This window comes from Mycolicibacterium wolinskyi, from assembly GCF_002101965.1.
Taxonomy (GTDB): Bacteria; Actinomycetota; Actinomycetes; order Mycobacteriales; family Mycobacteriaceae; genus Mycobacterium; species Mycobacterium wolinskyi.
In genome coordinates this window covers 87,878-111,500 of record NZ_LQQA01000032.1, presented here as the reverse complement: position 1 = coordinate 111,500, position 23,623 = coordinate 87,878, and the positions used below count along the sequence as shown (strand labels likewise).

Here is a 23,623-nt window from a genome sequence, read left to right as displayed (position 1 = left end):
CGTCCTATTTTGATCTAATGGTATTACCAATACTTGTTGTGTCAAGGTCACTTTCGCGCCACCGCGCCCTCATCCTCGGCGGCCACCCCCTCGTAGAACCGCACCGGGTTGGGCCGGACAAGGAACACGACCGGGTACAGCGCGGCCACCAGCCCGCCCAGGGTCAGCGCGACCACCGGGCCCAGCACTCCGGCCGCGGCGCCGATGAGGGTGTCCCCCAGCGCCGGGCCGCCCCGCGACGACATCTGGTAGAAGGCCGACACCCGGCCGCGCAGCTCGTCCGGGGTCTCCAGCTGTACCGCCGCGTGCCGGATCGTCGTTGCCATCGCGTCGAATCCGCCGATCAGACAACCCGCGATCAGCGCGATCAGGAAGACATGAGCCTGCGCCAGCACAACGTTGGCCAATCCGTAGAGCACGGTGGCGATCAGCAGCACCCGCCCGAGTCGCTGGGCCCGGTCCACGACGCGAAACACCGTATAGGTGGCGAGCAACGCGCCCGCGGACGGAGCCGCCGAGAGCAGACCGTAGCCCTGCGGCCCGACGTGAAAGACGGTGGCGCACAACGCGGGAAGCACAACTCGATAGGCGCCGAACAGGGTCGCCGACAGGTCGAGTGACATCAGCATCCAGATGATCTTGCGGCGCGCCACGAACCGCGCGCCCTCGCCGATCTGCCGCCACACCGAGATGCGCTTGCCCGCCCCGTCCAGCTTGCCTGTCCGCAGTGCCTGTAGGAGCAGCACCAGAACCGCATAGGTCCCGGCGTCCACCGCATACATCAGACCGGGGCCCGCGATGCCGGTGAAGATGCCCGCCAATGCCGGGCCCAGCAACACGGCGATCTCGCGCGACGGGTTGAGGAGCGCGAACGCCTGCGGCAACTGCGATCGCGGCACAAGGGCCGGGATCAGCGCCTGTCGGGCCGGTTGATCGAAAGTCGCTGCGGCAGTGGTCAAGACGACCGACACCAGGACCTGCCAGGCGGCGATGTGGCCGGTCAGCGTGAGCACCGCGAGCGCACCGGCCACCAGCATCGCCGCCGCCTGTGACACCTGCAGAAGTCTGCGCCGGTCCCAGCGGTCGGCGTAGACGCCGCCGAGTGGGCTCAACACGAGCAGCGCAATCGCTTGTGCTGCGCCCACCAGACCGGTCTGCATCACCGAACCGGTCAGCGCATATACGTGGTAGAGATTCGCCGCAACCGTCCCGCGCGTGCCGATCTGGGAGAAGACGACACCCGTCCAGTAGAGATCGAAATCTCGGTTCCTCAGTACCGCCGGAACACCCATCTCCGCGATCAGTCGACGGGAACGAGGGCCAGCTTCGCCGGATCCATCTGCATGTATACCGCCGAGCCCGGGGCATGGGAGATGTGCGGGAGGCAGCGCGCCCGAATGTCATGCTTGCCCACGGACACCACGTGGTCGACGGCGTCGCCGAGAAACGCACGCGTGGTGACGGTGCCCTCCCAGACGTTGACCGCATCCATGGGCCGATCGGTGCTGAGCAACACCGCTTCCGGGCGGATGGAAACCACGACCTCCGCGCCCGGTGGCATGTGCGCGGCCGCATCGAGGGTGAGCCGGCCGTCGCGCGTCTCCACGACGTGCCGGTCGCCATTACGCGATTTCACCGTGCCGTCAATGAAGTTCGAGGTGCCGATGAACTCGGCGACGAACTTGCTCTGCGGGTTCTCGTAGATGTCGCGCGGCTTCCCGAGCTGCACCACCTCGCCGGCGCGCATCACCGCGATGTTCGAAGACAACGACAATGCCTCGATCTGATCGTGCGTCACGTAGATCGAGGTGATGCCGAGTTCCCGCTGCAGGCGCTTGAGCTCGAATCTCAGCGACTCTCGCAGTTTCGCGTCCAAGTTCGACAATGGCTCGTCGAGCAGCAGCAGCGCCGGCTCGACGACCAACGCCCTGGCGAGCGCCAGCCGCTGTTGCTGCCCGCCCGACAGCTTGGTCGCATGCCGATCCGCGTACTGCAGCAACTCCATGGTTTCGAGCACGCGGTGCACCCGTTCGGTGATGTCGTGCTTGCTGGGCCGTTGCTTGCGCGGCCGGACCCGTAGCGGGAACGCGACGTTGTCGAACACCGTCATATGGGGCCAGATCGCGTAGGACTGGAAGACCATGCCCAATCCCCGTTTGTTGGCGGGGACATTCACGCTCTTGCCGGCGTCGGCGCCCGCCGCGAACAACGTGGTGCCACCGACCGAGACCACGCCGGAATCTGGCTGCTCGAGGCCCGCGATCGAGCGCAGAGTGGTGGATTTGCCGCACCCCGACGGTCCCAGCAAGGTGAAGAGCTCACCCGGCTTGACCTCGAAACTGACGTTGTTGACGGCGAACACCCGGACCGGTGCTGCCTCGTCGCCCGGCCGGCCGGCAGGCCGATCCTTCCGGACGCGACGCTTCATCCGCTCGCCATCGAATGACTTGACCAGATTCTGGACTTCGAGCATCTCGGTGTTCCTTCCGACCCGGAGGTCAATCCTGTTTGAGGCCGACCTTGGCCCCGAGTTTGTAAGCGACGGTGACCAGCACGACGAGGGTCAGGACCATGACGACGCCCAGTGCGGACAACACGGTGAACTGCCCGTTCTCGAACTGCTCGAAGATGAGGATGGACAGGACTTCGTTTCCCGGGCTGTAGAGCAGGATCGAGCTCGACAACTCACGGAACGACACGACGAGGATGTAGATCCAGCCGGCGATCAGCCCGGGCATCAAGAGCGGCAACAACACCCGGCGGAAGGTCTGCCACCAGCTGGCGCCGTTCACGAGTGCGGACTCCTCGAGCTCGTTCGAGATCTGCTGCATCGACGTCACGGAGTAGCGCATGCCGTAGGGCAGATACCGCGTGCAATAGGAGATGAGCAGGATGAAGAGCGTGCCGTAGATGGGAATCGGGCTGCGCAGGTAGACGAAACTGAGCGCAAGGCCCATCACCAAGCCAGGAACGATGAGCGGCATGAATGCCAAGCCGTCCAATATCTTTCGGCCCGGGATCCGTGATCGGACCACGATCCAGGCCGCCACCGCCATGAACGCCATCACCAGCGTGGCCGACGACAGGCCGAGGATCAACGAGTTCTTGAGTGCGGTGATCGCGTCGGAGGTGTGCGCGAGCTGCCGGTAGTTGTCGAAGGTGATGTTGGACAGGGTGTCCTTCGACGGCGGGGCGTAGAACTTCAGCAGCGAGGTGTAGAGCAACACCAGCAGCGGGGCGACGACCGAGATCAGGAAGTACAGGATGATCAACACGCCTGCGACGGGGCGCCACTTGCCGAGCTGGATGGGGCGAGGCCGAAAACCCTTGCCGGTCACGGTCTGGAAGTTCTTGCTGGCGCGGCCCGCGAAGTTGGAGATCACCACGCCGATGATCGCGATCACGAGAAGGCCGATGGCCAGGGCACCAGCGGCCGACAGGTCCGGCGGGTAGTCCCTGAGCACGAAATAGATCCGGCTCGTGAATACGTAGATACCGTTCTGCAAGCCGAGAAGCGCAGGCACCTCGAAGCTTTCGAGGCTGCGCACGACCATGATCAGGATCGCCGCGACGATCGCGGGCCGCGCCAGCGGCACGGTGACCCTGAAGAACACGGTCCATCGGCTCCCGCCCGACATCAGTGCCGACTCTTCCAGGGACGGATCCATGGAACGGAACGACGCCACCATGAGCAGGAACACGATCGGCGAAAGCTGAAGGCCCTCAACCCAGACCATTCCCCAGACGGTGAAGACATCGATCACCGCCCGGCCGAAGATCGGCTCGAGATAATGGTTGATCAACCCGATGTCCGGACTGCCGAGCAGGATCCAGGCGATCGTGTACAAGATCCCCGGGATGACGAGCGGGATGATCGACGCTGCGAAGAACAACGCTTTAAACGGCACGTCTGTCCGCACGTTCAGGTACGCCAAACCGGTGCCGATCACCAGTGATACGACCGCGGCTCCTGCGGCGAACCAGAGCGAGTTCCCGACCAGGCTGAAGATCTGGTCGTTGCCGTACGCACGTTGAAAGCCCGACACGGTGAAGCCCGACGCGTCGAAGAACGTGCCCCAGAACAGGTAGTAGAGCGGCACGATCGCCAGATAGGCGATGACGGTGGCCACGAGGCCGAGGATCAGCACTTTGGGGGTCGGCAACCAACGCCGCCAACGGGCTGGTTCGGCCGGCAACGAGTTGATCGACGGCGTGCGGGGTGTCGGCCGGGGCGGCGCGGTGGTGGTCATGTGTTCACCTCAGAACAGACGCGTGCGGACAAGGGTGAGGTCACGATCGGGTCAGCCGACCTTGGCGCTCTTCTCGAGCAAGGCGCTGTACCGCTCGCTCCACTGCTGTGCTTCGTTGACGAGCTTGTCGACGTCGACGGGGATGACCTCGATGCCTTTCAGCGGGTCCGGTAGGCCTTCCGGCTCGATCGCGGGAGTCAGAGCCATGTCTACGAGCACCTGCTGGCCCTCGGTGAGCAGCCAGTCCACGAACAACAGGGCAGCGGCCGGATGTGCGGCGGACTTCATGAGGGCGGCACCCTGCGGCCGCGCGATCACGGGCTGCACGAAGGGCTCGTAGGCGACCGGCGCGCCCTTGTCCTTCACGCGCTGGACCAGGTACGAGTAGTTGGACGCGGCAACGGCAAACTGTCCTGCGGAGAGCAATTCGCCCATCACGGTGTGTCCCTTGACCACCTTGGCGCCGTTGGCCATGTCGGCGAACAGACGGTCGATCTCGCTGTCGCTCTTGCCCTTCTTCTGCCAGTAGCTGTAGAGGGTCAGGTACCAGTCGTAATCGGAGAGCTCCATGGCGAGCTGGCCATCCCACTTCGGATCGGCGAGGTCCTCCCAGCTCTTGGGCTGCTGGCCGGCGGGCACCTTGGTGGTGTTCCAGCTGGGGGTGAACAGGTTGTAGCGAGTGGCGGTCCAGTCGTCGAACCGGCCCTCCTCCCCCACGAGGTCGCGGCGCTCGCCCGTATACGGCGCCGCCAGACCTTCCCCACCGATCGCGCTCATCTCACGGTCGTTGGTCTCGACCACATCGGCACCGGGATGGTTGGCACTCGCTTCCTGCAGGAGTCGCTGCAGGACGGTCTCGGAGGCGGCGCGATACAGCTTCACGCGGATACCGGTCTGTTCGGTGAACGCCTTGGTGACGGCCTCGGCGACATCGGCGGTCATCGACGTGTACAGCGACACCTCACCGCCCTCGGCCTTGGCGTCCTGGACGAGGCGGTCCCGCCGCTCCTGCCCTTTGAGTCCTTCGTACTGCTGGTACTTCGCCGCGGTTTCCGCAGCACCGACGTTCGTGTTCGACGCTGTCGGGGAACCGCCGCAGGCGACCAGAGCGAAGGTCAGGCCGATGGCAACGGTGAGCCGGCCGAGACGTGGTGACATTGCCTTGCAGTCCTATCTGTCGGTTGCGAGGAGCCCGTGAGCTGGAGCCCGGCGGTAGCGGTGGACTTATTGTAAGACCATTGCTGTGTGATTTCTACCATGTCGGATAGCCGCTGTGAAGGGGCTAACAGTATTGTATTTACGCCTTCGAAGGTCCGACCGAAGGGCGCGCATCGATGCCACCGGACACGCCCGGATCGAGTGATTTTCCCGCCCGCGGCCAACACGGGGCGATGCGGAATCGGCAGAGAGAAAGCCGAGATGAACATGAGGGTTCGGCCCGGCGGCCGGTTCGCGAGCCGCCGGACCGAACCCTGGGTTTGTCAGGTTCGGCTGGTCTTCAGAGGGATCAGGCGGAGGTGTCGGCCAATTCGCCGACCGCCTGATCCGAGCCGGACGCCGGCTCGAAATAGTGCACAGTGTCGTAGCCGAGGTGTTTGAACACGCGGTTCTGTGCGTTGAACAACCGCAACGGCGTACCGTCCGCGGCGAAGATCTGACAGACGTGGTTCTGCGGGACGTACAGAGTGTCGCCCTGCTTGATGTCGTACCGCTTCGGCTCCCGGGCGATCCGCGCGTAATACTTCTCGGCGATCTCGGCCTCGACTTCCCACTGCAGGGCATAGCCCCCGCCGGATAGGACGTAGAAGACCTCGTCGGCCATCTTCCAGTACTTGCCGGAGTGCCCGCCGGCTTCGATCTCGAGTTCGAAGGCGTCGATGCTGAAGATGCGGCCGTCGGTGTGCCGCGGTGACGCGATCACCCGGACCCGGCCGAGCGGCGTCTGCTCCCAGACCGTATCGGCCGGGCCGACGACCTTCTTGCGGTCCAACACTCCGGGGGTCCAGATCTTGGACCAATCCTCGCGCGGGCCGAACGCCTCTTCGTTCTCGACCGGACCACTGCGCCCCTGCTGGATCAGACCCATGAACATCCACGTGCACTTGGCCTTCACGACGAGGGCGAGCGCCTTTTCGTCATAGGGGTTGAAGTGGCGGTGCACCGAGTCGGTGTGGACGTACACGAGATCGTCCTTGGCCCAGTCATAGCGCTTGTCGTCGTGGATCTCGTAGCCACGGCCCTCCAGAATGTAGAACGCGGCCTCGTTCTGGTGACCGTGCCCGTGATTGGACGACTGCGGCGGCAACTCGACGAAATGCACCTGAATCGTCTGAGTCAGGAAATCCTCGTCGCCCGGGCCGATGCGCCACCACGTACGCGACTTCTCGCTGTCGCCAGAATGCGCGACCTTGGCGTCGTCGACGACGACCGAATCGTCACGAACCCGTTCGACGGCCAGCTGTTGGCGCCGGAACTCGCCGAGACCATAGGTCTCGGAAGTGAGTCCGCGGACGAATACGCGGCCCTTCTTCGCCATACCTTCTCCTTGGATCATCTTTTGTACAATGGTTTTACCATTAGCCATGGTAAGACACGTCACAACGCTTGTCCATGGCCGTCACCTCCGGATCGCCGCGAACCTCGGCGTCAGCCCGGCGATGACCTCGTCCACCGCGCGGACGTTGCACATCCGCGGGAACACCTTCTCCATGAAGAACGCCCGCTGCTCGGCGAAACCGTGACAGCACTCGGGAATGACGGTGATCTGGAAGTCCATGTCACGCGCACCGTAGACGGTCGAGGCGATCCCGACATGCACCGAACCGCCGACCAACAGGATGGTGTCGATGTCTCGGCTGCGCAACGACAACTCCAGATGCGTGCCGTGAAACGCAGACCAACGGTGTTTCGGAATGTCGTAATCCCCAGGACGTGGCGCGATCTCGGACAAGACCGCCAGCTCGGGATCCCCCGAACCGTACGGCGGTAAGGTCCGGTACGGATTGTCGGCTCCCCATGGCCGGAAGTGACTGTCGGTGTCGGCTATCGTCCGCGCGAAATCCGCACCGTCACCGCGATGGTCGGCCCGCGCGTAGAAGATGGGAACACCGACACTCCGGCACGCCCCGATCAGTCTCGTGGTGGGGCCCAGCGAGCCGGCCGCCTCGATCGGCTCTCGATAAGCCTCGAGCATGTCGAACACGACCAGGCCGGTGCTGCGGAAATCGTAGTGAATCATCGCAATTCGAGCTCCCGAAGTGAAGCCGGATCCGGCGTGACCACGTTGACGGCGGCCAGCAGGTCATCGGCGGTCAGTGTGTTCGGATCACGGACCACCTCACGACGCAGGGTGAGCGCGGACAGCACGAGCTTGCGCACGCGTCGCCCGTCGAGGCCCGCCCAGACATCGGCGAGCCGGGCATGTAATCCGTCGTCACCGGTCAACGGCGCGATGCCGGGCCACAGTACGGCCAGCTCGAGCAAACTGTGCCGGATGATCGCGGCGATCGTGGCGGTGTCCGGCAGCGACAGCTCCAGCACCAGGTCTGCCCGCGACAGGAACGCCTCATCGACCGCTTCGGTGAAGTTCGTCGTCGCCACGAACAACACCCTCGGCAGGTCGGCCGCCACTGCGTCGATACCGGCCAGCAACGCGTCGGTCGCTCGGTGCACGTCAACGGGATTGGAACCGAACGAGGCGGCGGAGCGGCGCACCGCGAAGCTCTCCACCTCGTCGACGAGCACGATGGTGTGCGGGCGCCGAGCGGCCAGCTCCGGGATCGTGCCGGTCATCAACGTCGTTATGTTGCGCTGGCTCTCCCCCAGCAACTCCGACGGAAACGCATGCGGGTCGATCTCGACATAGGTGGTCGCACCCCGCCCAGCCACCGCGCGCGCTGCCGTCTGGGCGAGCCCGCGAGCCAGCGTGGTCTTGCCGGTGCCCGGCGGGCCCGCGAGGATGATCAGACCGTGTGGCAGCCCGGCGAGGGTTCCCAGCGCCGGGCCGTGCAACAGCGTCAGCAGAGCATGGTTGAGCAACCGGTCCTTGACGCCGTCGGCCGTGATGATGTGGTCCCACGGACCGTCGTGGTGGTCCGCCGGTAGCGCGTGGACGGACAGCACTCCGGGCGGCAACGCAGCCGGCGTCACGGCCATGTCGGCCTGGTGACCTCTGGCCAGTCGACCGTCGTGGGATCACCGGCCTGCGCATCGCGGATGTGCTCCGGCGGCTCCTCGAACAGCACCATCGGATCCATCAGGACCCGCATGGTGTCGAGCAGGCTGTCGAACATATGGATGCGGACGACCTTGGCGGTGTTCTGAGGGTCGTCGTTGAAATGCTGGTGCCACAAGAAATGGTCGACGACGATGAGGGCGCCCTTCTTCCACGGATAATTCGTACCGCCCTCTGGCTCGGTACCCAGATAACTGTGACCCGACCCCTCGAGAACGTACAGCCATGCCTCACCGGCGTGCCGGTGCATCGATTGTCCACGGCCAGGACCTATTTCGAACATCGCCATCGATATCCCGGATGCCTGGTACCCGATTGCCCGATCGAGGAGGAACGTCGTGCGCGTGCCGCGCGGCGTCGGCAGCAGTTCGAGTTCGTCCCAGCTCGTGTGCAACCGTCCCGACCGTCGGGCATGTTGATCGGCGGCCAACCGGCGCACGCGGCGCGCGTAGGGATCGTCGCCGGTGACGGCGGCCGAGAAGTCGGGCCTGCCCGGCAACTCGCTCACCGGCGTGTGCCCGGCGTCTTCGATCATCGACATGCCCATGGTCTCCAGCAACGGCTCGCTGGAGAACGTGAGATACCGCGCCGTGCCATCGCCGTCGTTACCAGACCGGTGCCAGGCCCAGGCCGGGATGTGGATGGAATCGCCCGGCCCCCAATCGATTCGCTCGCCGTCGATCTCGGTCCAGCCCTGTCCGGCCACGACCAGCACCATCGCGTCCCACGAATGCCGGTGGATCGTTGACACGACGCCCGGGTCGATCTCGTGCGCCAGTGCGTCCATCGAGCGGGTCGGCCGGTCTCCGTCGGCGCCGACGTACACGCCGACCCGGGTGCCGCGTGCGGTCTGCGCCATCGTCACGTCCTCGAGCGCGACGACGGTCTTCTGGTAGCCGCGCCATTCTTCGATGAAATCGGCACGCCGTTTCTTCTGCACGTGGTAGTGCGTCACCTTGGTGGTCGTACGCGAGGCCATGTTGTCCTTTCCTGAATTGCGGTCGAATCGATTACGGCGCGGTCAGGCCTGCCCGCCGGCATCGGTCACTGCCTTGTAGGCGTCGCTCCATTTGCGCGGGTTGTCGAGCAGTTCCTGCTCGGGGACGACGACCGTCGAGACCCCGGCCAGCGGGTCGTCGGCCGTCGGGATCGCGCCGATCCGGTTGGCACCCGCGATGGCCTGTTGACCGTCGGTGAGCAGAAAGTCGAGGAACAGCATCGCGGCGGCGGGGTGCTTGGCGGACTTCAACAGTCCGGCGCCGTTGGGCCGCAGGACAACCGGTTCGACCGGCTTGCCGTTCGTCTTCCACGCGACGGAGGCCCCCTTCGCGGCCGCGTTGTCGACCGTGTGCGAGTAGACCGACGCCGCGACATCGAACTGGCCTGCGGCCAGAAGCTCACCCATCACGGTGTGGCCCTTGGAGATCTTCGAATTGCCCGCCAGCTGATGGAAGAAGTTCGTGATGTCGGCGTCGGACATGCCTTGCGACTGGTAGTACTGGTACATCGCGGCGAACCAGTCGTAGTCGCCGATCTCCAGTCCGACGCGCCCTTTCCATTGCGGCCCAGCCAGTTCCATCAGCGACTTGGGCTCGGTGCCGGCTGGCACCCCGTTGGTGTTCCAGCCGATCACGAAGGCGTTGAATCGGTCGGCGGTCCAACCGTCCTTGCGCCCTTCCGGCCGCACCTTCTCGCGCAACTCGCCCCGGTAGGGGTAGAGCAGTTGCTGCTCGCCCATCGCATTGAGTTCGCCCGCGTTCGTCTCGACGATGTCGGCGCCCTGGTACTGCGCACTCGACTCCTGCAGCACACGCTGCAGGACGGTCTCGGAGTTGGCCCGATAGGTCTCGACATGCAACCCGTACTTGTCCTCGAATGCCTTGACGACGTCGTCCATGTCGGTGTTGGACGTATACAGCGAGAGCTGGCCGTCCTTCTTGGCGAGTTCGAGCAGGGTCTGACTCCGCTCGTCGCCGGACAGGCCGTTGATCTGGTCGTAGACCTGTTGAGCTGCTGTCGCTTCCGGCGCGGACGAGGCGCCGTTGCTCGCCGTCGGGCTTCCGCCGCAGGCCGCGACCGCCAACGTCACGGCCGCTAGCAGGCAGCCGGCCAGTTGCTTCTTCACGGGCTCACTCCTCGGGGCTGGGGATGAAGTCAATGGACTGACACTCAGACCATTAGTGTGATTTCTATCATGCTGACAACCGGTTGTGAAGCCCCTCACTTCTCAGATGACGAACGCTTCCGATGTCTCCGGTGCGAACAGATCGACGGGGGCATAGCGCGTTCGGGACAGCCCCTGATCGTGGTGATAGCGCAGGAACACGTAGAGGGTCTTCTCGTTGTCCGCCAGCCCGTAGGACCAGTAGTCGGGTCCGAGGAGCCGGCGTGCGTCTTCGAGATGCTGGATCAACCACGGCTCCATGAATCGCAGAGCCGACGAGTCGTAGATGCGGCCGTATGCGTCGTCACGAGCGGCCAGAAACGCCTTGTACAGCGACTGCGCCACCCAGCGATGCCGTTCGTAGACGTCCCGCCGAATCACGACGACATGCATGATCGGGAAGATTCCGGTGGCCGCGAAGTACTCCTTCTCGGCGGCCACCACGTCGGCGAACAACCGCTTGACGCGCGGATCGCGGTCCCGGAACGGGCTGGGCACCCGCGGCGTGTGCAAGGCGTCGATCTCGCCGCCGGCCAGCATCTGCGCCAGCGTGGCGCCCGCCGGTATGGGGCGGATGTCGAGGCCCGTGTCGACCTTGCCCTTCTCGACACGGCCCGGTGACTCCTGGCCACCGGTGTAGTAGGTCACCGAATCTATCGGCACACCATGATGTTCGGCCAGGATCCCCCTGATCCAGACGCCTGCGGTGAGTTGGAATTCCGGGGCCCCGACCCGCTTGCCGCGCAAGTCCGATGGCGCTGAGATGCCCGCGTCGGCGTTGATGTAGATACCGCCGTGCCGGAACATCCGGGAGGTGAACACGGGCAGCGCCACGAATGGTCTCGGATCGCGGTCCAGTGTCGCGACATAGGTCGACAGCGACATCTCGGCGACGTCGAACTCCTGGTGTCGCAGCATCCGGAAGAACGTCTCCTCGACCGGAAGACGCAGATACGTCAGCTCGATACCGTCGGCGCGCACGCTGCCGTCCTCGAGCGCTCTGGTCCGGTCGTAGTCGCCGCAGGCGAACGTCAGGGGTAGACGGGCCATCATTCAACCTTTCGTGGCGGCCAGCCGCCGGTCGAGTCGTGGGTACACCCGGCGAGCGTTGCCCTCGACCACCGCGTGGCGGTCCTCGACGGGCAGGTCGAGGTTGTCGATGTAGGCGAGCGTGTCGTCCCATGCCACACCGGTGTGCGGATCAACGCCCCGCACGGCGCCGAGCATCTCCGACGCGAACAGGATGTTGTCGACCGGAATCACCTTGTGGAGCAGGTCGATTCCCGGCTGGTGATACACGCAGGTATCGAAGAACACGTTGCGCAGCAGCTCGCCCGGGTCGGGCCGGCCCTGTCGCATCGCCAGGCCCCGATAGCGGCCCCAGTGGTAGGGCACCGCGCCGCCACCGTGCGGTATGACGAACTTGAGCGTCGGGAACCGGTCGAACAGGTCACCCTGCACGAACTGCATGAACACGCTGGTGTCGGCATTCAGGTAGTGCGCGCCGAGCGTGTGGAAGTTCGGGTTGCACGATGTCGAGACATGAAGCATCGCGGGTACTTCCAGCTCAGCCATCGCCTCGTAGAGCGGATACCAGTACTCGTCGGTCATCGGCGGCGTCGTCCAGTATCCGGCAGCGGCGTCCGGATTCACATTGCAGCCGACAAAACCCAGATCCTCGACACAGCGTCGCAGCTCTCCGATCACGGGTGCGAGGTCGCCGCCAGGGGTCTGCGGCAGTTGCGCGACCCCGGCGAACGACTCCGGGAAGAGTTCGGTGACCCGGTGCACCAGATCGTTGGAGGCACTCGCCCACGCATTCGCCGTCGGCTGGTCGTCGATGTGGTGTTCCATCCCGGATGCCTTGGGCGAGAACAGCATGAAATCGCCGCCACGTTCCCGCAGCACGCGCAGTTGGTTGTTCTCGACGCTCTCGCGGATGTCGTCGTCGTGGATCCGAACCCGCCGCGGTGCGGGCAGGCCGGCGTCGGCCAGCGCCGCCAACTGCGCATCCCGGAACATCTGCTGCTGCGGCGGAGCAGTGGTGTAGTGGCCGTGGATGTCGATGATCACGCGCCGTCTCCGTAGTCGACGTATCGCAGGCCGAGCCGTTCCAGGTCGCCGCGCATGCCGTGGTGCATGTCGAGGAACAGCTCGCCGCGCTGATAACGCTCACGCGAGCGGGTCTCTTTTTCTTCCCTGGCCCTGGCTGCCGCCAACACCGACGCCGCCTGTCCACGAGGCACGATCACGACGCCGTCGTCATCACCCACCACGACATCGCCGGGTTCGACGGCAGCACCGGCACATGTCACCGCGACGTTGACCGAGCCGAGCCGTTTCTTGACCGTCCCTTGAGCCGATACGCATTTGGACCACACCGGGAACTTCATCGCCGCGAGCTCGGCGACGTCACGGCATCCCGCGTCGATCACCAACCCGCGTACTCCGCGGGCGGCGAGACTCGTCGCCAGCAATTCGCCGAAATATCCGTATTCCGAGGGTGATTCGGGTGCGACCACGAGCACGTCGCCATCGCCGCACTGCTCGACGGCGACGTGCAGCATCCAGTTGTCATCGGGCGGCACACTCACCGTCACCGCGGTTCCGCAGACCCGGGCTCCGACGTAGATCGGCGTCATATACGGCGCGACCAGCCCGGTGCGGCCCTGCGCTTCATGGATCGTGGCCACGCCGTACTCCCCCAGGCCGTCCCGGACGTCGGGTTCGACCTTGGGCACATTCCGAATGACGGTCGACACGGTCAGTACTCCCTTCCCAGCCACGGCATCAGCGAGATGTGGATGACGTCGCGCTCGTCGGTCTCGCCCGCCAACGCACGGATCGCGTAGTCGACCTGGTCCAGGCCGAACCGGTGAGTGGACAAACGCTCGAGCGGGAACCGGCCGGACGCGAGTTGCTGCAATGCCAGTTCACACGCCCGATAGCTGTGGCCCCGGGCACTCTTGATGGTGATGGCCTTCTCGGTGAGCAACTTGATCGGGAAGTCCGGGAATGCCGCGAGCTCGCCCTGGATCAGCAGCGTGCCCTCGCGACGCTTGAGGACGTCGATGCCGAGGAGGACCGGGCCGACGCCTGCCCGCGACGTGCAGTCGAGCACGAAGTCGACCCCGCGCCCGCCGGTCAGGTCCATCACCTGCTCGCGCGGGCTGCCCTGCTCGACGTCGATCACGTCGTCGGCACCGAGATCGCGGGCCAGGTCAAGGCGGGCCTTGTCCCGACTCGTGCCGCTGATGAGGATTTTCGATGCGCCGGCCTGTTTGCATGCCACGACCTGCGAAAGCCCCTGCTGGCCGGGTCCCTGGATCAGCACCGTGTCGGCGTATCCGACGCCCGCGGCCAGCAACGCCCACTCGATCCCGTTCGACAACGGCGTCACGAGTCCGGCGAGCTCCGCGCTGACGCCGTGCGGAACCTTGTGCAGCACCGCATTCCACGGCAGATACATGTACTCGGAGAATCCGCCCCAGAGTGTGCCGGGATTCTCCGCGGAGGTATAGCCGTAGCGGCGAGCGTCGACGTTGGTGCGCCAGTCGGTCGCTTCGCAGTGCCGGTATTCGCCGATACGGCACCATTCGCAGTTGTAACAGCCCACATAGTGCTCGACGAACACGCGGTCGCCCTCCGCGACACCGTGCAACTGCTTGAACTTGTCACCGGCGACCGCGATGGTCCCCACGTTCTCGTGTCCCATGATCACCGGGGCGTCGAACGGCGGCTTCGCATACATCTTCACGTCGGTGCCGCAGATGCCCGCCACCTCGACCTTCAGCAGGGCGGCATCGTCAGACAACTCCGGCATGGCGAGTTCGCGTAATTCGGTGGTACCCGGCGCGGTTCGTATGGCGGCCAGAACCTGATCGACCATCTATCACCTCTTGACTCTATGGCATTATGGTCATGCCAATGTACCACCGCAGTGTTCGCGATCACCAGAGACGGAAGTGACATGTCTGAACCGGTATTGACCACGCTCACCCGCACCCAGGGCGCAAACGAAGCACTCAAGAACGGTTCGGTGTCGCCGGCCGGATTCTCGTTGCTGTTCACCGAAATCCCGGTCCTGGTCCACGGGTTCCGCCGGATGGTGCGCAATCTCGAGTTCGATGTCAGCGAGATGGCGCTGACCACCTACCTGACCGCCCGTGAACACGGGGTGGCCTTCACCGCACTGCCGATATTCCTCGTGCGCGGATTCCATCATGGCGCGATTCGGTACAACACCCGCTCGTCGATTCGCGAACCCAAGGACCTCGAGGGGCGGAGGGTGGGTGTGAACCGCGGTTATACGGTGACCACCGGGGTGTGGGCGCGCGGAATCCTCGCCGCGCAGTACGGCGTCGACCTCGACCGGGTCACGTGGGTGCTGTCCGGCGACGAGCACGTCGAGACCTATGTGCCGCCCGCCAACGTCGTGCCGGCGCCTCCGGGAACCCACCTGCGCGACATGCTCATCCGCGGTGAACTCGATGCCGTGATCGGCGTCGATGTGGACCATCCGGACGTAGCGCCCCTCATCAGCGAACCCGACGATGCCGCGGCCGAGTCCTTGCGCGACCATGCCTTCTACCCGATCAACCATCTGGTCGTGGTGAAAGACGAAGTCCTGCAGCGGTATCCGGATGTGGCACCGGCCTTGATCGACGCGTTCACCGAGGCGAAACAACAGTATGTGACGCGGCTGCGGGACGGTGAGATCACCTCGGACGCCGACCGGATGTACGCCCGGGTGCTCGAGATCACCGGCACCGATCCGCTCCCCTATGGCCTCGAAGCCAACCGCGCGATGCTCGAGCAGCTCATCGATTTCGCGCTGGCACAGCGGATCCTCACGAAGCCGGTCGACATCGACGAGGTGTTCACGGGCTAGGCCCGCGCCGCGACGAGATCGCGCAACGCGATGGCGCTGTCGGCCGCCGACTCGGCGGGGATCGTCGAGCCCTGAGTGAGTGCTTTTCGCACGGCCATGTAGTCACGAGGGGCATTCACCGCATCGACGGCCAGCAGCGCATCGTCTCGGTAGTACAGCACCGCGAACGACTCGCCGTCGATGTCACCGCGCACCACGTACCGGTCATGACCGGCTGACAGACCGGCGATCTGGAGTTTGAGGTCGTACTGATCGGACCAGAACCACGGCACACCCGCGTTGGGTTCACATCTCCCGGACAGCGTTGCGGCGGCCGTCTTGGCCTGGCTGATCGCGTTCTGCACCGATTCGAGCCGCACTCTGCCGCTACCGGTGACGGGGTTGGGCTGCACGGTGCAGTCCCCGGCCGCCACCACGTTCGGGTTGCTCGTGCGGGCGTAACGATCGACCACGATGCCGCCTTCGCAATGCAGTTCCAGCTGCCTGGCCAGTTTCGTGCGTGGGACGACGCCGATGCCGACGATCACACAGTCGGCGGGAATCCAAGTGCCATCTGCCAATTCGACCGCCTGGACCCGGCCGTTCTTGCCGGCGAGCCATCTCACCTGGGTGCCGAGCCGGATGTCCACACCACGCCGGATGTGCGCACCGCGATAGAACTCCGACACGACGGGCGCCACGGCGCGTCCGATGAGCCGGTCCGCCGCTTCCACGACGGTCACGGCTTTCCCCTGAGCGCGGGCGACCGCGGCGGCCTCGAGACCGATGAAACCGCCGCCGATCACCACCACGGATTCCGCCTCCGACTGCAGTTCTCGCAGTTCGGCCGCATCGGCCGCGGTACGCAGATAGGTGACGCCACCAAGGTCGGCGCCGGGCACCTCGAGGCGGCGTGGTCGCGCCCCGACGGTCAGGGCCAACCGGTCGAAGGTCAGCACGCGCCCCTTGGCCGTACGTGCCCACCCCGACGGGCCGTCGGAATTCAGCTCGACACTGTCGATCCGTTCCCCTGTGAGGAGCGTGATGTCACAACTGTCCAGAAATTCCGAGGTACGCAGCCACAGTTGCGAGAACTCCGTCCCGCCCAGCAGATACGCCTTCGACAAAGGCGGACGCTGATAGGGCGCGTGCGGTTCTTCGCCGATCAGCGTGATCGGGCCGGTCTCTCCCGATTCGCGAAGCGACACCGCGAGCTGCAGCCCGGCTTGACTGGCGCCGACCACGAGCGTGCCCGCATGCATGCTCACTGCTCCTCGGGCATGCGCACGGTGAGACCATCGAGGTCCTCGGTCACCTGGATCTGGCACGACAACCGGCTGCCCGCACGGCGGTCGGCGACACCGAGGTCGAGCAGGTCGTCTTCCATGTCGCCCACGGACCCGACGGCGGAGACGAACTCGTCATCGACGTAGACATGGCACGTGGCGCAGCTGCAGTTACCGCCACATTCACCGATGATGCCCGGAATCCCGTTGCGAACGGCCGCGGCCATGACGGATTCCCCCGCCTGGGCATCCACGATGCGCGACGCCCCGTCGAGCGTGATGAAGACGACCTTCGGCATGCGAACTCCTGACACTCATTATGGTATTACCATTCTACCTTAATTGAGCTCAGACGTTTCCTCAAGCGGTACCGCCGACGTCTTATGGTGTTACCATCAGGCCACTACTCTACTGATGCGAACCGAGGGAACCGAGGCGAAGATGCGCATCGCGATCGCAGCCGACCACAATGCCGTCGCGATGAAGTCGCGGCTGACCACCTGGCTGACCGAACGCGGCCACCACGTCGACGATCGCGGGGTGCACGACGCCGCCGAGACGGCCGACTACCCACCGCTGTGCGCGGACGTCGGAGCGGTGGTGGTCGATGGTTCGCATGACTTCGGCGTCGTCCTTGGCGGCAGCGGCTGCGGCGAGCAGATCGCGGCCAACAAGGTTCGCGGCGTACGGGCCGTGTTGTGCCACTGCGTGTTCACGGCCGAGATCGCCCGGGCCCACAACGATGCCAACGTCCTCGTGATGGGCGCCAAAGTGGTGGCACCCGACCTCGCCGAGCGCATTCTCGACGTCTGGCTGACCACCCGCTTCAAGGGTGGACGTCACCAGTTGCGGCTCGACCAGATCAGCGCAATGGAGACCCGCGAACTCCAACAGGTGAGGACGAGCCGAGCATGACGAAGCTGCGAGTTTCGCGTGTGCTGCTGTTGCTGAGGCACTGCGAGAGCACGGCCAATGCCGACGACGTGTTCGGGGGCTGGCTTGATTTTCCACTGACGAACCGCGGCCGTGACCAGGCTGCCGCGGCGGGCCGGTTGATACGGGAGGCCGGACTACGTCCGACGGCCGTGCACACGTCCGTGCTCATGCGCGCGATCGACACCGCAACGATCGCATTGGACGAGCTGGAGCCGACCACCACACCGATACGTCGAAGCTGGCGCCTCAACGAACGCCATTACGGTGTGCTGCAGGGCCGGCGGCGTAGTAGCGTCCGCAGGGAGTTCGGCACCGAGCTGTTCAACGACTGGCGCCGCTCGTACCACCTCACTCCGCCCGCGATGGCGCCGGGCGATCCCGCTCATCCGCGCCACGATGCCCGGTACGCCGCCCTGCCGCCGAACGAACTTCCCGCCGCAGAGTCGCTGGCGGCGGTGCGCAGAAGGCTGGTGCCGTACTGGCAGGACGCGATCGCGGCAGATCTGATGGCCGGCCACGTCACACTCGTTGTCGCTCATGGCAACTCGCTGCGCGCGTTGTGCACGCATCTGGACGGCCTCACCCCCGACCGGGTGCGCTCGCTACACATCCCCACCGGCGTGCCGTTGCGCTACGACCTGGACGGGGATCTGACGCCGTTGGTGCCCGGAGGCGTCTATCTCGACCCGGCGCGAGCGACGGCCGGCATTGCCGAAGTCATCGCCCAGGGCACCCGCTGACCCCGCGAAGGGATCAGTCCAGGAAGCCGTGGAGCAGCGCGGCCGACCCCGCGACATGGGCCAGCATGGCCGTCGCCGCGCCGTCGGCGTCGCCGGCGAGGATCGCGATGACGATCGCCTCGTGCTGTTCGTCGGAGTGCGCGATGTTGCGTGGCAACAGCGGAATCTGGTCGAGCAGCGCGTTGAGCCGCATCCGGTTCTCGGCGACCAGCGGCACCAGGGATGGTGATCCGGCGGCCTCCGCGATGGCCAGGTGCAGGCGGGAATCGAGTCGTCGGTAGTCGTCGGGATCGGCGCCGCGCACATCGGCCAGCCGCGACCACAGGCCGTCGCGCTCGGCCGCACTGAGCGTGCGCCTGGCCGCCATCCGGGCCGCACCGACCTCGAGGATCTCGCGCAGTCGCAGTGCGTCGTCGATCTCCTCGCGCGTCGGCCTGGGAGTGTCGGCGGTGTGGCGCGGCAGTTCGTCGGCCAGGAAGGTGCCGCCGTAACGACCTCGCCGCGACACCAGGTAACCGGCGTCGGCGAGCGACTTGATCGCCTCCCGCACGGTGTCGCGGCTGACGCCCAGGCGCGTCGCGAGTTCCCGTTCCGGCGGTAGCGACTCGCCGGGTGCCAGCACGCCGAGCCGGATGGTCTCCAGCAGGCGGCCGACGGTGTCCTCGAACGCGTTCCCGAGCCGCACCGGACGCAGCAGGGCATCAGCCGTTTCGGCTGATGCGGGCTGCGGATCCGGTTCGGCGGTCATCGTGACCTAAAGGGGTATCACAGTGGCGTCGCTCTCACACCGTCACAGGGGTGTCACGTAGGCGGAACTGATGCCGCCGTCGACCAGGAACGTCGAGCCCGTGATGAACGACGCGTCGTCACTGGCCAGGAAGGCGACGGCGGCGGCGAGTTCCTCGGGCTCGGCGAACCGGCCCAGCGGGATGTGCACGAGCCGGCGCGCGGCGCGTTCCGGATCCTTGGCGAAGAGCTCCTGCAGCAGCGGGGTGTTGACCGGCCCGGGGCACAGCGCGTTGACCCGGATCCCCTGGCGCGCGTACTGCACGCCGAGCTCACGCGACATCGCGAGCACACCGCCCTTGGACGCGGTGTAGGAGATCTGCGAGGTCGCCGAGCCCATGACCGCCACGAAGGACGCGGTGTTGATGATCGATCCCTTGCCCGCGGGAACCATGTGCCGGAACGCCGCCCGGCAGGACAGGTACACCGACTTGAGGTTGATGTCCTGCACCCGCTCCCAGGCCGGCAGCTCGGTGTTCTCGATCAGATCGTCTTCGGGCGGGGAGATTCCGGCGTTGTTGAACGCGATGTCGACGCTGCCGAAAGTCGATGCGGCCGTGTCGAACAGGTTGTCGACGGCGGCCTGATCGGACACGTCGACGGGGACGAACAGACCGTCGAGTTCGTCGGCGGCGGCCTTGCCGGTGGTCGGATCGATGTCGCCGACCACGATCGTGGCGCCTTCGGCGTGCAACCGGCGGCCGGTGGCCAGGCCGATACCGCTGGCGCCACCGGTGATCACGGCGACCTTGCCGGCGAGACGTTGGGTCAAGTCCATGTGAGCAGCTCCTCTACTGCGAATCTTCGACTGCGATGAAGACGTTCTTGGTCTCGGTGAACGACAGCGGGGCATCGGGGCCCAGCTCGCGTCCCAGCCCGGACTGCTTGAAGCCGCCGAACGGGGTGTTGTAGCGCACCGAGGAATGTGAGTTGACGCTGAGGTTGCCGGATTCCACCGCGCGCGACACCCGCAGCGCGCGAGAGAGATTGTCGGTCCAGATCGATCCGGACAACCCGTAAGGAGTGTCGTTGGCAAGGGCGATCGCGTCGGCCTCGTCCTCGAACGGCAGGACTGTCACCACCGGGCCGAAGATCTCGTCGGTGACGGTGCGGTCCGTACGCTGCGGCGTCAGAACGGTTGGCGGGAACCAGAAGCCGGGTCCGTCAGGCGCCGAGCCGCGGAACGCGACGGGGGCGTCGTCGGGGACGTAGGACGAGACCGATTCCCAGTGCGGGCGCGACACGAGTGGTCCCATCTCGGTGTCGCGCACGGCCGGGTCGCCGACCACGACGCCCTTGACCGCCGGCTCGAGCAGCTCCATGAAACGGTCGTACACGTTGCGCTGCACCAGGATCCGGCTGCGCGAACAGCAGTCCTGCCCGGCGTTGTCGAACACCCCGTAAGGCGCGGTGGCCGCCGCCTTCTCCAGATCGCAGTCGTCGAACACGATGTTGGCGCTCTTGCCGCCGAGCTCGAGGGTGACCCGCTTGATCTGCTTCGCGGCGCCGGCCATCACCCGCATGCCGACCTCGGTCGATCCGGTGAACACGACCTTGCGGATATCGGGATGGCTGACGAACCGCTCCCCGACGACCGAGCCCTTGCCGGGCAGCACCTGGAACAGGTCGGCGGGCAGGCCTGACTCGGCCGCGATCTCGCCCAACCGGATCGTCGTCAGCGGCGTCCACTCGGCGGGTTTGAGCACGACGGCGTTGCCCGCGGCGAGCGCCGGCGCGAAGCCCCAGGCCGCGATCGTCATCGGGAAGTTCCACGGCGTGATGACGCCGACCACGCCGAGCGGATCGTTGAACGTGACATCGAGCCCGCCCGCGACCGGAATCTGCTTGCCCGACAACCGCTCCGGGGTTGCGCTGTAGAAGTTCAGCACGTCGCGGACGTGGCCCGCCTCCCACTCGGCCTGCCCGATCGGATGCCCGGAGTTGGCGACCTCCAGCGCGGCGAGCTCATCGATGTGCGAGTCGACGGCCGCCGCGAACGCCCGCAGGGCCGCGGCACGTTCGGCCGGAGCCTGTGCGGCCCACTTCCGTTGTGCCGCCCTGGCCCGCGCGACCGCGTCGTCGACGGCGCTCTCGTCGAGCATCTCGACGCTGGCCAGAACTTCCTCGGTCGCCGGGTTGATCACCTGGCTCGCTGTCATGACACCCTTTCTGTCGCATGCGCTTTGGCTGCCTCCACGATCGCGGTGAAGAGCCGCAGATCGTCGAGGCGCTCCTCGGGGTGCCATTGCACGCCGAGCACGAATCCGTCACCGGGCAGCTCGACGGCCTCGATGACGCCGTCGGTGTCCCTCGCACTGACCACCAGCCCGTCACCCAGGCGGTCGATGGCCTGATGGTGGTAGCACTGCGCGTCGGATGTCTCGCCGATCAGCTCCGCCAGCTTGGTGCCGGGAACCGTCCGCACCGCCGATGTCCCGAAGATCGCGTCGCCCTTCTGGTGATGCGTGTGGCCGATGACGTCGGGCAGATGCTGGTGCAACGTGCCGCCCAGCGCGGTGTTGAGCACCTGGGCGCCGCGACAGACCCCGAGCACCGGGATACCGCGGCGCAGTGCGCCTGCCAGGAGGGCGAACTCCCACTCGTCGCGGTCGTGTGCGGGTTCGTTGGTGCTGGGGTGCGGAGCCTGTCCGTAGCGGGCGGGATCGACGTCGGGGCCGCCGGTGATCACGAGCCCGTCCACGCGATCGAGGACCCGGTCCGTGACCTCGTCGTCGACCGGTTGCGGCGGCAGCAGAAGGGCGATGCCACCGGCGAGGTTGACACCGTTGAAGTAGATCTGCGGCAGGAAACTGGCACGAACGTCCCAGACGCCGGTCTGTGCCTGCTGCAGATATGTCGTCATGCCGATAATCGGCCGACCGCCGACCCGCTCAGAGCCGTTCAAAACCGCGCACCCTTTCCCAATCCGTGACAGCGGCGTTGAACGCCGTCAGTTCCACCCGCGCATTGTTGAGGTAGTGCTCGACGACGTCGTCGCCGAACGCCGCACGCGCCACCTCGGATTTCTCGAACAGCTCGGCCGCCTCGGCCAGTGTGGTCGGAAGCCGCTGCGCGCCACTGGTATAGGCGTTACCTGGCAGCGCATCGGGCAATTCGAGCTCGTGCTCGATACCGTAGAGGCCACCGGCGATCAGCGCCGAAACCGCGAGGTATTGGTTGACGTCGCCGCCTGGCGCCCGGCATTCGACGCGCATACCGTGCCCGTGGCCGACCACCCGCATCGCGCAGGTGCGGTTGTCCATGCCCCACGCCACCGCTGTGGGCGCGAAGCTGCCGTCGACGAATCGCTTGTAGGAGTTGATGTTCGGGGCGTAGAACAACGTCAGTTCCCGCAGCGTGGCCAGCTGCCCGGCGATGAAGCTGCGGAACATCGCCGACATACCGAGGGGTGCGGATTCGTCGGCGAACACCGCCGAACCGTCCTCGCCACGCAGCGAGATGTGGATGTGGCAGCTGTTGCCTTCGCGCTCATCGAATTTCGCCATGAACGTCAGGCTCTTGCCGTGCTGGTCGGCGATCTCCTTGGCGCCGTTGCGGTAGATCGTGTGGTTGTCGCACGTCACGCGCGCGTGGTCGTACCGGAACGCGATCTCCTGCTGGCCGCGGTTGCACTCCCCCTTGACGCCCTCGCAGTACATGCCTGCGCCTTCCATGCCAAGGCGGATGTCGCGCAACAGCGGCTCCATCCGGGTGGACGCCAGCATCGCGTAGTCGACGTTGTAATCGGTGGCGGGCGTCAGGTCGCGGTAGCCGTTGGCCCAGGCTTCGCGGAAGGTGTTGTCGAACACCATGAACTCGAGTTCGGTCCCGACGAAGGGCACCAGGCCGCGCTCGGCGAGCCGGTCGATCTGGCGATTGAGGATGCTGCGCGGCGCAACCGTCACGGGGTTGCCGTCGAGCCACGACAGATCGGCCATCACCAGCGCGGTGCCGGGCAGCCACGGGGTCAACCGCAACGTGGCGAAGTCCGGCGTCATGACCATGTCCCCGTAGCCGGTTTCCCAGCTCGACACCGCGTAGCCGTCGACGGTGTTCATGTCGACGTCCACGGCCAACAGGTAGTTGCAGCACTCGGCGCCGTGGGCGGCGACCTCCTCGACGAACAGCCGCGCGGACACACGCTTGCCGGTCAGCCGGCCTTGCATGTCGCAGAATGCGACGATCACCGTGTCGATCTCGCCCGCGGCCACCATTTGCTCCAGGTCAGCCTGCGCCAGCATGCCGGGGTTCGGGCTCATTGCGCACCTTTCTGTCCACAGACAACTGGCGGGCCAACACGACGGAAAGCCGACCTTTGCGTCCGTGTGCATTCACGTGGACTCGAAGATCGTCCCTC

Annotated in this window: 23 protein-coding genes; 3 read left to right on the top strand and 20 right to left on the bottom strand. The window is 65.8% G+C overall.

The annotated features are described in order from the left end of the window. Positions 1-47: 47 nt before the first annotated feature. The 13 genes from AWC31_RS29665 to AWC31_RS29605 form a co-directional block, all read right to left on the bottom strand. Positions 48-1,292, bottom strand: a complete 1,245-nt coding sequence (locus AWC31_RS29665; RefSeq protein ID WP_085148062.1) for an MFS transporter — start codon at positions 1,290-1,292, stop codon at positions 48-50. An 8-nt stretch (positions 1,293-1,300) separates the two neighbouring features. Beyond that, positions 1,301-2,473, bottom strand: coding sequence for an ABC transporter ATP-binding protein (locus tag AWC31_RS29660; RefSeq protein ID WP_085148060.1), 1,173 nt, complete (start codon positions 2,471-2,473; stop codon positions 1,301-1,303). Positions 2,474-2,498: 25 nt separating this feature from the next. Further along, on the bottom strand, positions 2,499-4,250 hold the full coding sequence (locus AWC31_RS29655) for an ABC transporter permease (protein WP_085148058.1): 1,752 nt from the start codon (positions 4,248-4,250) through the stop codon (positions 2,499-2,501). A gap of 51 nt (positions 4,251-4,301) precedes the next feature. Next, positions 4,302-5,408 (bottom strand): ABC transporter substrate-binding protein, encoded by a 1,107-nt coding sequence (locus AWC31_RS29650; protein WP_067852433.1) that lies wholly within the window; start codon positions 5,406-5,408, stop codon positions 4,302-4,304. A gap of 349 nt (positions 5,409-5,757) precedes the next feature. Then, positions 5,758-6,786, bottom strand: coding sequence for a cupin domain-containing protein (locus tag AWC31_RS29645; RefSeq protein WP_085148055.1), 1,029 nt, complete (start codon positions 6,784-6,786; stop codon positions 5,758-5,760). Between the two features lie 81 nt (positions 6,787-6,867). Continuing rightward, the gene (locus AWC31_RS29640; protein WP_085148052.1) at positions 6,868-7,488 is read right to left on the bottom strand and encodes an isochorismatase family protein; all 621 of its coding nucleotides are present in this window, start codon (positions 7,486-7,488) and stop codon (positions 6,868-6,870) included. Further along, on the bottom strand, positions 7,485-8,405 hold the full coding sequence (locus tag AWC31_RS29635; protein ID WP_085148049.1) for an AAA family ATPase: 921 nt from the start codon (positions 8,403-8,405) through the stop codon (positions 7,485-7,487). Before AWC31_RS29635 ends, AWC31_RS29640 begins: the two co-directional genes overlap by 4 nt. Further along, positions 8,396-9,463, bottom strand: a complete 1,068-nt coding sequence (locus AWC31_RS29630; RefSeq protein ID WP_085148046.1) for a cupin domain-containing protein — start codon at positions 9,461-9,463, stop codon at positions 8,396-8,398. Before AWC31_RS29630 ends, AWC31_RS29635 begins: the two co-directional genes overlap by 10 nt. A gap of 42 nt (positions 9,464-9,505) precedes the next feature. Further along, complete coding sequence (locus AWC31_RS29625; protein WP_085148043.1) at positions 9,506-10,609, bottom strand: ABC transporter substrate-binding protein; 1,104 nt, start codon at positions 10,607-10,609, stop codon at positions 9,506-9,508. Positions 10,610-10,711: 102 nt separating this feature from the next. Then, the gene (locus AWC31_RS29620; RefSeq protein WP_085148344.1) at positions 10,712-11,698 is read right to left on the bottom strand and encodes a substrate-binding domain-containing protein; all 987 of its coding nucleotides are present in this window, start codon (positions 11,696-11,698) and stop codon (positions 10,712-10,714) included. Between the two features lie 3 nt (positions 11,699-11,701). After that, positions 11,702-12,721 (bottom strand): amidohydrolase family protein, encoded by a 1,020-nt coding sequence (locus tag AWC31_RS29615; RefSeq protein WP_085148040.1) that lies wholly within the window; start codon positions 12,719-12,721, stop codon positions 11,702-11,704. Continuing rightward, positions 12,718-13,410, bottom strand: coding sequence for a 4-carboxy-4-hydroxy-2-oxoadipate aldolase/oxaloacetate decarboxylase (locus AWC31_RS29610; protein WP_085148037.1), 693 nt, complete (start codon positions 13,408-13,410; stop codon positions 12,718-12,720). Before AWC31_RS29610 ends, AWC31_RS29615 begins: the two co-directional genes overlap by 4 nt. Positions 13,411-13,412: 2 nt before the next feature. Further along, a complete protein-coding gene (locus AWC31_RS29605) occupies positions 13,413-14,537 on the bottom strand; it encodes a zinc-dependent alcohol dehydrogenase (RefSeq protein WP_085148034.1) in 1,125 nt (374 codons plus the stop codon). Positions 14,538-14,618: 81 nt separating this feature from the next. On the opposite strand from AWC31_RS29605, the gene AWC31_RS29600 reads away from it, so the two are divergent. Continuing rightward, positions 14,619-15,539, top strand: coding sequence for an ABC transporter substrate-binding protein (locus AWC31_RS29600; RefSeq protein ID WP_085148341.1), 921 nt, complete (start codon positions 14,619-14,621; stop codon positions 15,537-15,539). On the opposite strand, the gene AWC31_RS29595 is transcribed toward AWC31_RS29600, so the two are convergent. Both AWC31_RS29595 and AWC31_RS29590 read right to left on the bottom strand, forming a co-directional pair. Beyond that, positions 15,536-16,780: an NAD(P)/FAD-dependent oxidoreductase gene (locus AWC31_RS29595; RefSeq protein ID WP_110775338.1), complete on the bottom strand. Its 1,245-nt coding sequence runs from the start codon at positions 16,778-16,780 to the stop codon at positions 15,536-15,538. The genes AWC31_RS29600 and AWC31_RS29595 overlap by 4 nt on opposite strands. Positions 16,781-16,782: 2 nt before the next feature. Next, a complete protein-coding gene (locus tag AWC31_RS29590; protein ID WP_085148029.1) occupies positions 16,783-17,103 on the bottom strand; it encodes a 2Fe-2S iron-sulfur cluster-binding protein in 321 nt (106 codons plus the stop codon). Positions 17,104-17,218: 115 nt separating this feature from the next. On the opposite strand from AWC31_RS29590, the gene AWC31_RS29585 reads away from it, so the two are divergent. Both AWC31_RS29585 and AWC31_RS29580 read left to right on the top strand, forming a co-directional pair. Continuing rightward, entirely contained in the window at positions 17,219-17,719 is a 501-nt protein-coding gene (locus tag AWC31_RS29585; protein WP_234817037.1) for an RpiB/LacA/LacB family sugar-phosphate isomerase, read from the top strand. Beyond that, positions 17,716-18,480: a 2,3-bisphosphoglycerate-dependent phosphoglycerate mutase gene (locus tag AWC31_RS29580; protein WP_085148027.1), complete on the top strand. Its 765-nt coding sequence runs from the start codon at positions 17,716-17,718 to the stop codon at positions 18,478-18,480. Before AWC31_RS29585 ends, AWC31_RS29580 begins: the two co-directional genes overlap by 4 nt. A gap of 13 nt (positions 18,481-18,493) precedes the next feature. Here the strand turns inward: AWC31_RS29580 and AWC31_RS29575 are convergent, their stop codons facing one another. From AWC31_RS29575 to AWC31_RS29555, 5 genes are read right to left on the bottom strand one after another with little or no spacing between them, the layout of a single operon-like run. Then, positions 18,494-19,228 (bottom strand): FadR/GntR family transcriptional regulator, encoded by a 735-nt coding sequence (locus AWC31_RS29575; RefSeq protein ID WP_085148024.1) that lies wholly within the window; start codon positions 19,226-19,228, stop codon positions 18,494-18,496. Between the two features lie 42 nt (positions 19,229-19,270). After that, positions 19,271-20,044 carry a 3-oxoacyl-ACP reductase gene (locus AWC31_RS29570; RefSeq protein ID WP_085148022.1) on the bottom strand — a complete coding sequence of 258 codons (774 nt, stop codon included), beginning with the start codon at positions 20,042-20,044 and terminating at the stop codon, positions 19,271-19,273. 13 nt (positions 20,045-20,057) lie between these two features. Next, positions 20,058-21,425, bottom strand: a complete 1,368-nt coding sequence (locus AWC31_RS29565; RefSeq protein ID WP_085148020.1) for an aldehyde dehydrogenase family protein — start codon at positions 21,423-21,425, stop codon at positions 20,058-20,060. Continuing rightward, positions 21,422-22,129: a gamma-glutamyl-gamma-aminobutyrate hydrolase family protein gene (locus tag AWC31_RS29560; RefSeq protein WP_067852403.1), complete on the bottom strand. Its 708-nt coding sequence runs from the start codon at positions 22,127-22,129 to the stop codon at positions 21,422-21,424. Before AWC31_RS29560 ends, AWC31_RS29565 begins: the two co-directional genes overlap by 4 nt. 28 nt (positions 22,130-22,157) lie before the next feature. Next, a complete protein-coding gene (locus AWC31_RS29555; RefSeq protein WP_085148018.1) occupies positions 22,158-23,525 on the bottom strand; it encodes a glutamine synthetase family protein in 1,368 nt (455 codons plus the stop codon). Between the last annotated feature and the right edge of the window lie 98 nt (positions 23,526-23,623).